This window comes from Comamonas sp. FUJ_7, assembly GCF_057369555.1.
The window spans coordinates 258,511-273,505 of record NZ_JBXXZI010000002.1; the positions used below are offsets into that span (position 1 = coordinate 258,511).

14 protein-coding genes are annotated in these 14,995 nt (G+C 60.8%); 3 read left to right on the plus strand and 11 right to left on the minus strand.

Going from position 1 to position 14,995, the window contains the following annotated elements; all coding sequences use genetic code 11:
* The first annotated feature begins 282 nt into the window (after positions 1-282).
* Positions 283-1,158: a methylglyoxal synthase gene (locus tag AC2I9W_RS04920; protein WP_486408912.1), complete on the plus strand. Its 876-nt coding sequence runs from the start codon at positions 283-285 to the stop codon at positions 1,156-1,158.
* 5 nt (positions 1,159-1,163) lie between these two features.
* On the opposite strand, the gene AC2I9W_RS04925 is transcribed toward AC2I9W_RS04920, so the two are convergent.
* The 8 genes from AC2I9W_RS04925 to AC2I9W_RS04960 form a co-directional block, all read right to left on the minus strand.
* Positions 1,164-1,529 carry a YfeK family protein gene (locus AC2I9W_RS04925; RefSeq protein ID WP_486408913.1) on the minus strand — a complete coding sequence of 122 codons (366 nt, stop codon included), beginning with the start codon at positions 1,527-1,529 and terminating at the stop codon, positions 1,164-1,166.
* Positions 1,530-1,632: 103 nt separating this feature from the next.
* A complete protein-coding gene (locus AC2I9W_RS04930; RefSeq protein ID WP_486408914.1) occupies positions 1,633-2,040 on the minus strand; it encodes a cupin domain-containing protein in 408 nt (135 codons plus the stop codon).
* A gap of 94 nt (positions 2,041-2,134) precedes the next feature.
* Entirely contained in the window at positions 2,135-3,736 is a 1,602-nt protein-coding gene (locus AC2I9W_RS04935) for an alkaline phosphatase D family protein (protein ID WP_486408915.1), read from the minus strand.
* Positions 3,737-3,811: 75 nt separating this feature from the next.
* Positions 3,812-4,828, minus strand: coding sequence for a porin (locus tag AC2I9W_RS04940; protein ID WP_486408916.1), 1,017 nt, complete (start codon positions 4,826-4,828; stop codon positions 3,812-3,814).
* Positions 4,829-5,056: 228 nt separating this feature from the next.
* Entirely contained in the window at positions 5,057-5,626 is a 570-nt protein-coding gene (locus AC2I9W_RS04945; RefSeq protein ID WP_486408917.1) for an ankyrin repeat domain-containing protein, read from the minus strand.
* Positions 5,627-5,753: 127 nt separating this feature from the next.
* On the minus strand, positions 5,754-7,100 hold the full coding sequence (gene gdhA / locus AC2I9W_RS04950) for an NADP-specific glutamate dehydrogenase (RefSeq protein ID WP_486408918.1): 1,347 nt from the start codon (positions 7,098-7,100) through the stop codon (positions 5,754-5,756).
* 607 nt (positions 7,101-7,707) lie between these two features.
* Positions 7,708-9,960 (minus strand): DNA mismatch repair endonuclease MutL, encoded by a 2,253-nt coding sequence (mutL, locus tag AC2I9W_RS04955; protein ID WP_486408919.1) that lies wholly within the window; start codon positions 9,958-9,960, stop codon positions 7,708-7,710.
* Positions 9,961-10,078: 118 nt separating this feature from the next.
* Positions 10,079-10,339, minus strand: a complete 261-nt coding sequence (locus AC2I9W_RS04960; protein ID WP_158390292.1) for a glycine zipper 2TM domain-containing protein — start codon at positions 10,337-10,339, stop codon at positions 10,079-10,081.
* Positions 10,340-10,716: 377 nt separating this feature from the next.
* Here AC2I9W_RS04960 and AC2I9W_RS04965 point away from each other — a divergent pair, with 377 nt between their 5' ends.
* Positions 10,717-11,370 carry a DedA family protein gene (locus AC2I9W_RS04965; protein WP_158390294.1) on the plus strand — a complete coding sequence of 218 codons (654 nt, stop codon included), beginning with the start codon at positions 10,717-10,719 and terminating at the stop codon, positions 11,368-11,370.
* A 124-nt stretch (positions 11,371-11,494) separates the two neighbouring features.
* On the opposite strand, the gene AC2I9W_RS04970 is transcribed toward AC2I9W_RS04965, so the two are convergent.
* From AC2I9W_RS04970 to tsaE, 3 genes are all read right to left on the minus strand, one after another.
* Complete coding sequence (locus tag AC2I9W_RS04970; protein ID WP_486408920.1) at positions 11,495-11,710, minus strand: glycine zipper 2TM domain-containing protein; 216 nt, start codon at positions 11,708-11,710, stop codon at positions 11,495-11,497.
* A gap of 197 nt (positions 11,711-11,907) precedes the next feature.
* Complete coding sequence (locus tag AC2I9W_RS04975; protein WP_486408921.1) at positions 11,908-13,401, minus strand: N-acetylmuramoyl-L-alanine amidase; 1,494 nt, start codon at positions 13,399-13,401, stop codon at positions 11,908-11,910.
* On the minus strand, positions 13,398-13,919 hold the full coding sequence (gene tsaE, locus AC2I9W_RS04980) for a tRNA (adenosine(37)-N6)-threonylcarbamoyltransferase complex ATPase subunit type 1 TsaE (RefSeq protein ID WP_486408922.1): 522 nt from the start codon (positions 13,917-13,919) through the stop codon (positions 13,398-13,400). The genes AC2I9W_RS04975 and tsaE overlap by 4 nt, the downstream gene beginning before the upstream one ends.
* 12 nt (positions 13,920-13,931) lie before the next feature.
* Between tsaE and queG the strand changes: the two genes are divergently transcribed.
* Positions 13,932-14,972, plus strand: a complete 1,041-nt coding sequence (gene queG, locus AC2I9W_RS04985) for a tRNA epoxyqueuosine(34) reductase QueG (protein WP_486408923.1) — start codon at positions 13,932-13,934, stop codon at positions 14,970-14,972.
* Positions 14,973-14,995: the final 23 nt, after the last annotated feature.

A 14,995-nucleotide genomic window follows, 5' to 3' on the forward strand; every position in this document is an offset into this window, starting at 1 on the left:
CTAGCAGAACAAGCGCTGGCAACTGCGCACTGCTGGGACAGTATGTGACGATGGCACCCGTGCATGAATGCGCACCAGGCGCGTGTCTACTTTTGCGGGCGTGAGCGGGTTCTGGCCTGGTGACCCGTCAAGCCTTCATGCTGTGTAACAGTTCAAACCGCTTCCCGTCATTTGGAGCACTTGAATTGGCGATATTCTTGGAGGTTGCTTCAAACCGCAAATTCATAGCTGCTTGTGCAGGGTTTGCGTGCGTTTGAGGCCTGTTTGAAGGATGTGTTCACTATGTCGATCTGTCTGGGTCTTGCGGCCAACAAACTCCATCACCAAACCGAGGATGCTGCGCTGTTTGCCCTGCTGCGCGCCTGCGAAGCCGGGATTCGGGAGCTCAAGCTGGGCTTTCATACCGTAGGCCGCACCTATGACGCCATCACGGCGGCCAGCATGCTGCAGGGTTACAAAGGTCTGGTGCGCTACCCCTATGGCCGCGAAGGAGGGCTGATGAGACTGGTGGCTGAAGTCGTGGGCATGGAGGGCGATGAGCGCACGCTGGATGGCGCTATCTACCTGATGGACCCGGTGGACCCTTCCTCCATCTTCCCCGAAGCGCTGGCCTTGAAGCGCCAGTGCGTGATTCACGGCAAGCCTTTTCTCTCCACCGTGGCTTCCACGCGCGACTGGATCGAGATGGAGCGCATTCACGCGGGCCTGACACGTGACCGCAATGCCGATCGCTATCACGACTATGAAAACCAGACGCTGGCGCTGATTGCGCACGATGCCATGAAGCCCACCATGCTGGACTTTGCGGCGCGCAACTTTGATTTGCTCAGCCGCTACCGCCGCCGCGTGGGCACGGGCACCACGGGCCAGAAACTCAACGAGATGGCCTGGAGCAAGGGCTGGCCAGCCGACAAGCCCTGGGTGGACCGCTACAACAGCGGCCCGCTGGGAGGCGATGCGCAGATTGCCGATCTGGTGCTGGAAAAGCGTTGCCATCGCGCCATCTTTTTTGAAGACCCGCATGTGGCACGCCAGCATGAGGCGGACATTCAACTGCTGGAGCGCGCCGTGACCACGGTGACGCATGATGCGGTGTGCAGCACTTCGCCCCAGGTGGCGCAGCGCTGGTGCGACGCAGCCGTCAAGCGCGCAGGCTGAAGCCGTTACTGGCTGCTGCGCCAGCGCTTGAGTTCGGCCTGCAGCCAGCTGGCGCTGGGCTCGGCTTCCTTGCCTGCGCAGCGCACCTGATAGGGCTTGTGGCTCATGCTGCTTTCCGCAGCAGCGCGGGCGATGAAGTCTTCGGCGGTCGCTACCCAGCCCTTTTTGAGCAGATAGTCGTATTTGCCCCGCAGATGCTCGGCGGCCTTGATGCTGTCATACCAGCTGCCATTGCGCTGAAACTCGCAACCCGAGGCTTTGAGGTGGGCAATCAGATGCTCGATCTCTTGCGTTGCGGCCGGTGTAGGGGATGCGGCAAGGCTCAAGGTGCTGGAGGCACCGAGCAGCAGGGCGGTGATGAAGTGCTTCATGGTCCGCAGATCGTACAAAGAAACTCCCAACAAAAAGCCGCAGCCTCGCACTGCGGCCTTTTGTTTTGTGAAAAGAGCGTGACGGCGCCCGTGATGGCTGAACTCAAGGCGCAGGCGTGGCCAGCGGTTTGCCTTTCTCGACCACATAAACGCCAATGAGCTTGACGGTGCTGTTGCTGGCGTTGTGAGCGTCATGCACCACACCGGCTGGCACGACAAAGGACTCACCGGCCTTGATGGTGCGTGGCGGCTGGCCGTCAATGAGCAAATCCACCTCGCCTTCGCTGATGTAGCTGATCTCGTCACCGGGATGGGTGTGGCGGCCCGCACGCGATCCCGGGGCGACCTCTACCTTGGCGACCACGGCTTCGCGTCCGGGCACGGAGACATCGGCCTTGCCCACCATGGTGCGCGAGAGGCCGCTGGCCTGCGCCAAGGCGCTTTGGCTGAACAGCATGAAAGCGCTGGTACACAGCAGGGCAGAAAAGCTGGCGCGATACGTGACTGGCATGAGGACCTCCCAGGCAAAAAAGAGACAGGTTAAAACCTGTCTCTTTTACTGTGTGCCGGCTGGCAGCAGTGATGGGGGCTGCCCTAGGCCGGTATCAGGCGGATTGCGGCTCCAGCGTCTTGGTGTAGAGCGACTTTCCGTCCAGGTCCTTGAGCACCACGGTCAGCGCCTTGCTGCGGTGGTCGATGTCGACCTGGCCGAAGAACTGGTAGCCCTCGCTGGGGGCAGAGTTCTGGTGGGGCGCAGCCTTGCTGTAGACCACGTCCAGACCAAAGGTCTTGTCGGCATCGTTGGGGCCAAAGCCACCGGCGTTGAGCGGGCCGGAGACAAACTCCCAGAAGGGGTCAAAGTCCTGAAACTGGGCGCGGTCAGGGCTGTAGTGGTGGGCGGCGGTGTAGTGCACGTCCGCCGTCAGCCAGACCACGTTCTTGATGCCTGCATCCTTGATGCCCTTGAGCAAGCGGGCTAGCTCCAGCTCGCGCCCCTTGGGGCTGCCGTGCTCGCCATTGGCCACGGCTTCCCATACGGGGCGGCCTTGCGCATCCTTGCCATCGGGCACAAACAGGCCCAGCGGCATGTCGGCGGCAATCAGCTTCCAGGTGGCCTTGCTTTGCTTGAGACCCTCGATCAGCCATTCCAGCTGTGGTCTGCCAAAGAAGGCCGTCTCTGCGCTTTCCGTGGTCTGCAGGTTGTGGGTGTTGGGGCCGCGATAGCTGCGCATGTCCAGCACAAAGATATCGGCCAGCGGGCCTTGCGGCAGCACACGGTAAATGCGCTGGTGCTCGGCTGCGCCATAGGTGCGCATGGGCGCATATTCCATGAAGGCGCGCTGACCGCGGGCGGCCAGCAGCTGAATGTTTTTCTCGGTGTAGGCCTTGTTGTTGCTCAGGTCCTTGCTATCGGAATAGTTGTTGGTGACTTCGTGGTCATCCCACTGCCAGATCTGCGCAACCTCGCTGCCCAGGGCGCGCACATTGGCATCCATGAGGTTGTAGCGGTAGCGGCCCCGGAACTCGTTGAGAGTTTCTGCAACCTTGGAGACTTCGGGCGTGACGATGTTCTTCCAGACCGAGCCGTCGCGAAGCGGCACTTCGGCGGGAATGGGACCATCGGCATAAATCGTGTCGCCGCTGTGCAGGAAGACATCGGGGTTGAGCTTGCGCATCTGCTCATAAATGCGCATTCCGCCAAAGGCCTCGTTGATACCAAAGCCCTGACCGGCGGTGTCCCCGCTCCAGACCATGCGAAACGGCTTGCTGGCCGGGCCATTGGAGGCCAGCGGAGTGCGCAGATGGCCTTGTACAAAGGGCGAGCGCGTGTTGGCACTGGAGAAGTCCTCCAGCGCAACGCGATAAAAAATGTCCTGCCCAGCGGGCAGACCTTGCAACTCAATGCGGCCCGTGCCGTCGGAGCTGCTCAGCAAGTCGGGGCCGCGCAAGCGCGTGGGGTTGGCAAAGCTGGCAGTGGTGCTCCATTCCAGCCACATGCGGGCCTCGCGGCTGGCGCGGGCCCAGATGATGGCGCTATTGGCCGTGACATCACCGCTTTGCACGCCAGAAGTCAGCAGCGCACGGGCACTGTCACGAGTGATGGCTGCGGGTGCAGTCTGGGCACGCAATACGGCGGGCAGCAGGCCTGCGCCGGAAACAATGGCGCTGGCAGTCAGACCGTGACCCAGAAAGTGGCGGCGTTCCATTTTGGCTTTCTCCTGAAAAAACAAGAGGCCAGATTAGGGACCTCCTGTGACACAGGCATGAAAGCCCAGCCTGACTTAGAAGTAGTGGCGCATGCCCACAGCAATGGAGCTAAAGCCCACGCCTTGCTCGCCCGTCAGATAGCTGGCACGCCCATGGTTGTTGACGCGGGTGTAGAGCGCGTACAGCTTGGTGCGTTGGCTGAAGTTGTAGTTATAGGCCAGTGTCCACTGCAGAGCCTGGGTGCCGGCTTCGCCGCCCACCTTGCCGGCATAGCCGACGTTGAGGTGGTATTCGCTGGGGCCATCTTCATATTGAATGGCCATGCGGCCCATATGGCGCGTACCGTAGCTGCTATCAACCTGATAGTTGGCCTGATCCCAGCCACGGCTGTGCTGGTAGTAGCCGGCCAGTGTCCAGGGGCCGGTGGTGTAGGTGGCGCGCAGCGTGGTTTGTTCGGCTTCGCCCCAGCGGTTGTGGCCAAGGCCCAGCGTCACGTCGCCCAGCTCATAGTTGGCAGCAATATCCCAGGCATTTTTTTGAGGCTCGGTCTGCTTCTCGTGCAGGCTGCTTCCCAGCTCCACCGTCAAGCCCTTGTATTCAGGCAGCTTCCATGACACATGGTTGGCGCCGTTAGAGACCCATGCATAGAGTGCATCGGCCGAGCTGCCGGTGTCAAAGTTGTGCATGTTCACCACGTCGGCCGTGGCGTAGTAGGACTCGCTGATCATGCGCCCCATGCGCAGCATGCCGAAGCGGCCCGACAGGTTTACTTCACTCTTGCGGTTGAAGTAATTGGCATCGGTGTTGGCGCCGGTATCCAGCTCAAAGCCGTGCTCCAGAATAAAGCCGGCTTGCAGGCCGCCGCCCAGATCCTCCTGGCCGCGCAGACCCCAGAAGGATTCGTTGTTCTGCAGCCCCTTGACGGAGGACTGGCCTTTGATCTTGGAGCTTTCGATCGAGGTGTTGAGGCGGCCATAGATTTGCAGCGCCCCATTGGGCGCCTGCTGGGCTTGGGACAGAGAGGGGGCAATCAGCGCGGTCAAAGCCGTGCTGCTGGCCGCTAGCAGGCGCCAGTGCTTCATAGCAGTCATGGGTAATTACAAATGCAAAGTGCCCGGCGTTACCGGGCACTGAAGAGCGGTTCATCAGACGGTATGACTGATGCAGGAATGTCGCGAATCCTAGGGTAAGCCCGTGGTTTTTGCAGATGCTGGCGGTATATCTGCTGGATCTGCACAGGTTTTTGCATTTGAGCGGTTTGAGTCAGATCGCGACAAGCTTGAGCAGGCAATGGATTTTTGGCCTCCCGGGTCAGGCTTTTATGGGTGCTTCTGCTGCACTTTTTTTAGCATTGCCTTTCTGATCTGATCGAAGCGCTTGCCCTGAGGAAGGAGAGTGGCTGCGGTTTCCCCTCTGTGTCCTATGGCGCCTGGATCAGCACCTTCTGCCAGCAAGGTATAGATGGCATCTGGGCCCGTGGTTTCGTCGGTGGCATGACTCATCAGCGGCGTCCAGCCTTTATGGTCGCGCGCTTCGATGTCTGCGCCGGCTGCCAGCAAATGCCGGATGGATTCAGGCTCGGCCAGGTGATGCAGCAAGGTCTCTCCGGCGCTGTTGCGAATGTTCGGATCGGCACCGTTCGCCATGAAAAGACTCAGGATCTCGGGTGTGAAGAACATGGCTTGTTGCAGAAATACAGGCCAGCCGTCAGCCGTGCGTGCAAGGGCCAGGCGAGGCTCTTGCTGGAGAAAGGCGCGCACCTTCGCCGTATCGGCTTGTTCGACGGCGGTGGAAAAAGCTTCGACTTGAGGCAGAGCTTGGGCCCAGCCGTAAGAGGTGGCAAGCATCATGGACGCAGCGGTGATGAGAGAAAACAGTGGTTTTCGCATCAGTAGATGGAAGGGGAATACGGTCGCAAAGAGTGTGTCGTCTTGAGTATCGCAGTGTTCTTGGAGGCGCTGCAGCCATGAAAAAGGCCCCGAAGGGCCTTTTCGCGAGTCATGAGAGCCGCAAGGCTTAGATCACACCTTGTGCCAGCATGGCATCGGCCACCTTCACAAAGCCGGCGATATTGGCACCGTCGATGTAGCTCACTGTGCCGTCTTCGCGCTTGCCGTGCTTGACGCAGGCGGCGTGAATGTTTTGCATGATCTGCAGCAGGCGGGCATCCACTTCTTCAGCAGGCCAGGACAGACGGGCCGCGTTCTGCGACATTTCCAGGCCGGATGTGGCCACGCCGCCGGCGTTGGAGGCCTTGCCGGGGGCGTAGAGCACGCCAGCGGCTTCGAAGGCCTTGGCAGCTTCGTTGGTAGAAGGCATGTTGGCACCTTCAGCCACGCACAGCACGCCGTTGGCGATGAGTTGCTTGGCATCGGCTTCGTTCAGCTCGTTTTGCGTAGCGCAAGGCAGGGCCACGTCCACCTTGATGGACCAGGGGCACTTGCCGGCCAGGAATTCCACGCCGGACACCAGCTTGGCGTAGTCGCTGACGCGGCCGTACTTGTTGTTCTTCACATCCATCAGGATGGCCAGCTTCTCGGGGGTGAAACCGGCGGCATCGTAGGCTGTGCCCGAAGAGTCGGAGACGCTTACGACCTTGGCACCCAGCTGCATGGCCTTTTCAACGGCGTACTGCGCCACGTTGCCCGAGCCGGACACGGACACGGTCTTGCCTTCAAACGACTGGCCGCGGGTGGCCAGCATTTCGCGGGCAAAGTACACGGTGCCGTAGCCGGTGGCTTCGGGGCGGATCAGTGAGCCGCCAAAGGCCAGGCCCTTGCCGGTGAACACGGAAGCGGCCGTGTTCGACAGCTTCTTGTACATGCCGGCCATGTAGCCCACTTCACGGCCACCCACGCCGATATCACCAGCGGGCACATCGGTGTCGGGGCCGACGTGACGGAACAGCTCGGTGACGAAAGCCTGGCAAAAGCGCATGACTTCGGCAGGGCTCTTGCCCTTGGGGTCGAAGTCGGAGCCGCCCTTGCCGCCGCCCATGGGCAGCGTGGTCAACGCGTTCTTGAAGGTCTGCTCGAAAGCTAGGAACTTCAGGACGGACTGGTTGACCGAGGGGTGAAAGCGCAGGCCGCCCTTGAAGGGACCGATAGCCATGCTGTGCTGAATGCGGAAGCCGCGGTTGACTTGCACCTGGCCCTTGTCGTCCGTCCAGCTCACGCGGAACTGGATGATGCGCTCGGGCTCGACCAGACGCTCCAGCAGGGCGTGTTCAGCGTACTTGGGGTTTTTCTCGATGAAGGGCCACAGGCTTTCCATCACCTCGGTGACGGCTTGCAGGAATTCGGGCTGGCCGGGGTTGCGTTGTGCCACTTCTTCCAGGAACTGGCCTACGGACTCGTACTTCATAGAGAACTTTCTGACTAAGACAAGGATGCGCTGAAACTCGCGATGGAAAGATTATGCCAAAAAGTTATGCCTTTATGCATATGTTTGGTGCATGAGGATCCAGATCTGGTGCATGCATGCCCAAAATTGAGAAAGTGAAGCCGTGCTTTTTCTGATTTCTCAGCGACATGAGAGCAGGCGAGCGCCAGCCAGATTGTTCATCGCCTGAAAGGAAAAACGGCTGGAGCCATTGGTGCAAGTGCTGAACCTTGCCAAATCCACAAAGCCTGTGCAGGCACCGGATGCCCATGTATCAGAGCCATCGCAATATGCGAAGTCATGCGAATTGAATGGCGATGTGAATAGCGCTTGTGAAAGGCACTATCTGGGCCGACTCAATGCTTTGAGCAGTCATTGGCAAGGCAGACAGTCCGGTATGCACTGCCATCAGCGAGCAAGATCTGGAGCCGAGCTCAGGGCGAGCGCAGCTCAGCGCACTGTCGTTTGCGCAGGCAACAATGAATATTGAGGAGCTGCAAGCCCTTGCTCCTCAATGAACTTAGATAGAAAAGTATCTGAGTTCATTGATTGTCAGGCGCATGCAGCTTTTAATTTAATAGCAATCGTATCAGCGGCCGCGCAGGAACAGCGCGTCCAGCTCCTTCATGCTGAGCTGGCGCCAGGTGGGGCGGCCATGGTTGCACTGGTCGGAGCGCTCGGTGGTCTCCATTTGGCGCAGCAGGGCATTCATCTCGTCCAGCGTGAGCTTGCGGTTGGCGCGCACGGCACCGTGGCAGGCCATGGTGGCCAGAATCTCGTTGCGAGCGCGTTGCACCACGGTGCTGGCGTCATGCTGGGCCAGCTCGGCCAGTACGCTGCGCGCCAGCTCCACGGCATCGCCTTGTGCCAGCGTGGCAGGCACGGCGCGTACAGCCAGCGTCTTGGGTGAGAAGGGGGAGACTTCCATGCCCAGTGCCTGCAAGGTTTCGGCATGGGCTTCGGCCGTGGCGACCTCTTCAGGCGTGGCGGCAAAAGTGGCCGGGATCAGCAGCGGCTGGCTGGGCAGGTGCTGCTCGGCATCCTTGGTGTTGATGGCGTTCTTGAGCTGTTCATAGACGATGCGCTCATGGGCGGCATGCATGTCCACGATGACCATGCCCTGCGAGTTTTCGGCCAGGATATAGACACCATGCAACTGCGCCACGGCGCGGCCCAGTGGCCAGACGGGGGTGGTATTTGTGCTGGCTGCGGCCGTTGTTGTTGCAGTGGGTGCTGAAGCAGGCTGCTGTACGGTACTCACTACGGTTTCTATAGCAGCTGGTGCTTCTTGTACCTGTGCTGCCGGTACTTTTCGCTGAAAGTAGCTGGATTGACCTGAGGGGCGCAACTTGATGCCTTCGCCTTCAGGCCCTTCAGGCAGCGGTACGGGGCTGGGGATGGCCGTGGTGTTGGTAATCGTGCCGTTTTGGCCGAGGCTGAGTTCGGCGGTAGCGGGTGTGGGCGTCGGTGTGGCAACAGCAGGGGCAGAATCGGCGGCCTCTGCTTGCGGCTTGGCTTCGGGGGAAGATGCAGGCACGGCAGCGTTGCTGCGCATGGGCTCCCAGAGCTTGGCCAGATCGCTTACAGGGTTGCCCACGGCAGGCTCACCAAAACTCATGCGGGTTTGTGGCCAGGCGGGAGCTGCTGCAGCTCTGGGCCCAGCGGGGGCGGTCGCTATCAAGCCGCTGCCGTCACTGTCACTCAGCTCGGGCTGGCGTGCGGCATCCTGAGCCGCTTCTTGAGCTGCAGCTTCGACCACGGCAGCAGCGCGCGGCGTGGCCAGCGCATTTTCAATCGCATGGCGCACGGCCTGGTGCACTTCGCGGCTGTCACGAAAGCGCACCTCAATCTTGGTGGGGTGCACGTTGACGTCCACGCGTGCCGGGTCGATCTCGATATAGAGAGCGTAAATCGGCTGCTTGTTGCCGTGAAGAATGTCTTCGTAGGCGGAGCGCGCGGCGTGGGTCAGAACCTTGTCGCGCACAAAGCGGCCATTGACATAGCAGAACTGCTGGTCGGGGCGCGAACGAGCAGCATCGGGGATGCCGGCGCGGCCTGTGACATGCACAGCGCCGGACCAGTGATCGACAGCGACGGAGTTGGCGACAAACTTGTCGCCGAGCACATCGGCCAGGCGGCTGGAGATGGCTTCATTGGGGGCGCCGCTGGCAGCTCGCCATTGCTCGACCAGCTTGCCTTCATGCCAGATGGCAAAGCCCACGTCGGGTCGAGCCAGCGCATGGCGGCGCACGGACTCAATGCAATGCGCCAGCTCCGTGGCATCGGTTTTCAAAAACTTGCGTCGGGCGGGGGTGGAGAAAAACAGCTCCTTGACCTCGACGGTAGTGCCCTGATTGCGCGCAGCGGGGCGCAGTTCGCCGCTGCGGGCATCGAGCAAGAAGGCGGACTCCTGTCCAGCCGGGCGCGAGAAGATGGAGGTTTCCGAAACGGAGGCAATGGCAGCCAGGGCCTCACCGCGAAAACCCATGGTGGCCACGGTTTCCAGGTCGTGCAGATCGGTGATCTTGCTGGTGGCATGGCGGCGCAGGGCCACGGGCAGCTCGGCCTGGGGAATGCCGCAGCCGTCGTCCTCCACCGCAATCAGACGCACACCACCGGCCAACAGGCGCACATTGATCTGGCGCGCACCAGAGTCCAGGGCGTTGTCCACCAGCTCGCGCACCACCGAAGCGGGGCGCTCGACTACCTCGCCTGCAGCGATCTGGCTGATCAGCTCATCGGGCAGGTCGCGAATCGGCCGGCGCGCAGAGGCGTCAGTCTGGGCATTGGTTTCGGAGGAGGCGGGGGAGAGTTCGGGGCTGGATGCGTTCACGGAAAGCATTCTAGGCGGCAGCGCAAGTTGGCTGGAAAGTGCGTTTTTTGCGGGCCCTAAAGCAAAAAGCTGCCTGGGTCATCTCAGGCAGCTTTTGAGCGCATGCTGCTCGCGCAGCAATGGGGTTTTAGTGGCGGTGACGATGACCGTGGCCGCGACCACCTCGGGTCATTTCGTTGCCGATCAGCGCGCCGGCAGCTGCGCCGCCGATGGTGCCCACCGGGCCGCCGAACAGCACGTTGCCCACTGCGCCGCCAGCTACGGCACCGGCGCCAATGCCGACTTGCTGACGGCTGGGGCCGTGAGCGCAGCCACCCAGTGCCAGTGCGCCGACCAAGGCTGCAGCCAGCGTCAAAGCCTTGCCATAGCGAATCGTGTTCTTTTGCATATTGGTATTCCTCTCGTCGTGCTAGTTATGGGAAGCGATCACATCCTTGCAGACTCTCTTCCGGACAGAAGGGACAGACGCTGGATGGTGTGGGCCGAGGCCAATGTCATGACTGCAATGCACGGCTTGCGGTGACATGGCTCTACTGTGCCAGCAGAAATGGCAAGCTGACGTATTGTTGACGTTTAGTTTTATCAAAACTTGTAACAAAAAACGCAAAGCTGGCTGTGGTTGTTGCTGCCTGCAAGCAGCTGTGAGTCTGATCCCCAAAACATGGCTGAGCAGCAAGGAATGGAGCCTCTGTGGGCTTTGCGCAGCGCAGTACATTACTGGCCGGCATACGCTGGTATGTCAATCCTATTTTTGAGGACTGTGTTTTGGAAATCATTCAGTTTCTGATCGACTTCATCCTGCATATCGACAAGCATCTGGAAGCCTTTGTCGTAGCCTACGGGCCCTGGGTGTATGCCCTTTTGTTCATCATCGTGTTTGTAGAAACCGGTGTGGTCGTCATGCCTTTCCTGCCCGGTGACTCGCTGATGTTCATCGTCGGCGCACTGTGCGGGGCCGGCTATATGAGCTACCCGCTGGCCGTAGTCGTGCTGCTGGCTGCTGCCATTCTGGGCGACCAGAGCAATTACACGATTGGTCGCTATCTGGGCCCCAAGGTGTTCCAGTGGGAGGACTCCCGCTGGTTCAACCGTAAGGCATTTGACCAAGCCCACAGCTTTTATGAGCGCTACGGCGGTGTGACCATCATCCTGGCGCGCTTCATGCCCTTCATCCGCACCTTTGCTCCCTTTGTCGCCGGAGTGGCGCATATGAATCGTGCCAAGTTCACCATGTTCAATGTGGTGGGGGCTGTACTCTGGGTCGTGGGAATCAGCGCAGCGGGATACTTCTTCGGCAATATGGAGTGGGTCAAGAACAACCTGGAGAAGATCATTTGGGGCCTGATTCTGGTGCCTGGCCTGATCGCCATTTTTGGTGCCTGGCGTGCCGGAAAGGCTGAGAAAGCCAAGGCAGTATGATTTGCAAATGCATAGCACATTGGGCGCTCTCAGTAAGCGCTACAGCCTTGTTTGAGGCATGAAAAAGCCCCGGCATGCCGGGGCTTTTTGCTGGGCACTTGTGTCCCGCATTGAGTGAAAAAGCCTACTGGCGTTTGCCCACTTCGTTGCCGATCAAGGCACCTGCGGCCGCACCGCCTACGGTGCCAAGCGTGCCGCCAAATACCGCGTTGCCGACGACACCACCGGCAACGGCGCCAACACCGGTGCCGACCTGCGCGTTGGTGGGGGAAGTGGAGCAGCCTGCCATGGCAAGTGTGAAGGCTGCCGAAGCGCTGATTACAAGGGTTCGCAGTTTCATGAATCTCTCCTGATTAGCTGCCTTGAGGCAGTAGGCAAAGAACATGGTGTGATGTTGCCTGCGCCGCTGCTGCACACAGGTAGGAGATTGAGCCAAGCCTTTGTCGTGCAGGCTTGGCGGTGTCTGACACCTTGCAGAAAGCAGCAAGATTGATGTCCTGCGGCCTGCTTGGCCGTGAGCGCTTCAGTGTCGTGGCACTAGACCGAGCGGCTGCGCGCCAGTGGCGGATTGTGGGCGAAGTACTTGCGAATGCCCGTCATCAAAGCATCAGCCAGTTGCTCGCGATAAGCGGCGGATGCCAGCTTCGCCTCTTCCTGCGGGTTGCTGATGAAGGCGGTTTCTACCAGCACGCTGGGGATATCGGGGGCCTTGAGCACGGCAAAGCCGGCCTGCTCGACACGGGCCTTGTGCAGCTTGGCCATGGAGCCGATCTCGCCTAGCAGCGAGGTGCCGAGCTTGAGGCTGTCTTTGATCTGTGCGGTGGTGCTCATGTCCAGCAGCATGCGCTGCACATGGCGGTCTTGCAGGCCACCCACGTTCAGGCCGCCGACCAAGTCCGCTTGATTCTCCTTGTTGGCCAGCCAGCGTGCGGCTGTACTGGAAGCGCCGCGTTCACTGAGGGCAAACACGCTGGCACCACGTGCTGACGGGGTAGTGAAGGCATCTGCGTGAATGCTGATGAACAAATCGGCTTGCACGCGGCGTGCTTTTTCCACGCGCGTGGCCAGGGGAACGAAAAAGTCAGCATCCCGCGTCATGAAGGCTCGCATGGGACTGCCACCGATGCGCGAGTTGTTGATGCGCTCGCGCAGCAGGTGGGCGATCTTAAGCACCACATCTTTCTCGCGCAGGCCGCTGGGGCCAATGGCGCCGGGGTCCTCGCCGCCATGGCCGGGATCCAGAGCCACGATGATGATGCGGTCGGTGCTGCGTGAGGTTGCGATATTGGGTGCTGGCGCAGGTGCGGGCCTTGGCGCGGGCGCAGGAGCCGGTGGAGGGGGGGGCGGTGCAGTTACGGGAGCAGGAGCCTGTGCAATCACTGCCGGTGCTGGCGTAGGTGCTGTTGCTGGCGGGCGCTGGTGGTGCTGGGCAATCAAGTCGCCAAGAGGGTCTGCATCGGGCGTGGCGGCAATGACAGCTGACTCTGGTGTGCTTACAGGAGGGGGCAATGGAGCTGTTGCCGCTGCCGGGCTGCGGACATCGCGCAGACGGTCACTGATCAGGGCTTCCAGCGGATCCACGGCCTTGGCAGGGTACAAGTCCAGCACCAGACGGTGTTTGTAGGGGGCAATCGGCTGCAGTGTGAAGACCTGAGGACGGGCCTCCTGCTTCAGGTCGATCACCAGGCGCACTACGCCGGGGGCAAACTGACCCACACGAATGCTGGCGATATTGGGATCGTCGGCGCGGACCTTGGCCACCAGCTCCTTGAGTGCCGGGTTCAGGTCCAGGCCTTCGACGTCCACCGCCAGGCGCGGAGGACTGGGAACAAACACGGGCTTGGCCGTCAGCGGAATATCGGATTCCAGCGTGACGCGTGAATAGTCGGGAGCGGGCCAGACGCGTACGGCCACGATGGTGGCACCCTGCGCAATATGCTGGCGGCCCAGCAGCAGAACCACGCCGCCTGCCTGCAGCAGGTTGCGGCGTGACAGCCCTGGAGAAACTGTGTTGGAAGTTGTTTTGCTCATGCCGTCAATGCTTCAAGCACCGTGCAGCCAGCGGGGGTGGCTGCCTTGAGCGTCACCTGCCGCTGCACATCGTCAACTGCTTCAATATGGATAGCTATATCCGCAACAGGTGTAACCGCTGCGGCCTTCTCGGGCCATTCTGCCAGCTTGAGTCCGCTGCTTGCAAAAATGTCCCGAAAACCCGCATCTTCCCACTCTCGCGGATCGTCAAAGCGGTAGAAGTCAAAGTGCCAGATGGACAGCTCGCCGGCCTCGTGCGGCTCTACCACGGCATAGGTGGGGCTTTTGATGCGGCCTTGAACACCTAAAGCGCGCAGCCAATGGCGCACCAGGGTGGTCTTGCCTGCGCCCAGGTCGCCATGCAGGGTGACATACGCGTTGCGCAGCTGGGGCAGGGCAGCCAGTTGCCGGGCAAAGCACTCGGTATCTTGTTCATCGCGCCAGACTATCTGGCGCTGCGCCAGCGCTTGCATGGGCTCGCTTCCTACAATTCGGGGAGTATGTTGAGCAGCAGTCAATTGATTCCTTTGATGCAAGCCTGGGCTCGCGAGCTGGGATTTTCCCAAATCGGCGTGGCGGCCGTGGATTTGTCTTCGGCAGAACCCGGCTTGCTGCAATGGTTGGAGCAGGGGTTTCATGGCGAGATGCATTACATGCAGGCCCATGGTTTGAAACGAGCCCGTCCTGCCGAATTAGTTCCCGGAACCGTGAGCGTGATCACCGCGCGCATGGATTATCTGCCGCGCGATACGCCCAAAGGTTGGCAGGCCGTGGAATGGGATCGTCTCAAGCGGCCCGATGAAGGCATTGTCTCCGTCTATGCGCGGGGGCGGGACTATCACAAGGTGCTGCGCAGCCGTCTGCAGAAGCTGGCCGAGCGCATTGCGCAGGAGATCGGCCCGTTCGGTCACCGGGCATTCACCGACTCCGCCCCGGTGCTGGAGGCCGAGCTGGCGAGCCGCAGCGGTCAGGGCTGGCGCGGCAAGCACACGCTGGTGCTCAATCGGGATGCGGGCTCCATGTTCTTTCTGGGCGAAATCTATGTGGACTTTGCGCTGGAGGCTACCGAAGCCATCACCGCGCATTGCGGCAGTTGCTCGTCCTGCATGGATGCCTGCCCTACGGGCGCCATCATTGCGCCGCACCGGGTGGATGCACGGCGCTGTGTCTCTTACCTGACCATCGAGCATGCAGGCAGTATTCCCGAAGACATGCGCCCGCTCCTGGCCAACCGCATTTATGGCTGCGATGACTGCCAGCTGGCCTGCCCCTGGAACAAGTTTGCCCATCCCAGCACGCTGCCGGACTTTGATACCCGAGCCGGGCTGGCGGGAACGCAGCTGGTGCACTTCTTTGCCTGGGACGAAGCTACGTTCCTGCGCGTGACTGAAGGCAGCCCGATTCGTCGCATAGGTCATGCGCGCTGGTTGCGCAATGTGGCCGTGGCCCTGGGGAATGCCTGGCGTGAAACCGGCAACCCTGAGTTGAAGGCCGCGCTGCAAAGCCGGGCCGATCATCCCGATTCTCTGGTGGCCGAGCATGTGGCTTGGGCGCTGGCGCAGCGTGGCTGATTTTGAATGAAATTGGCCTCAAG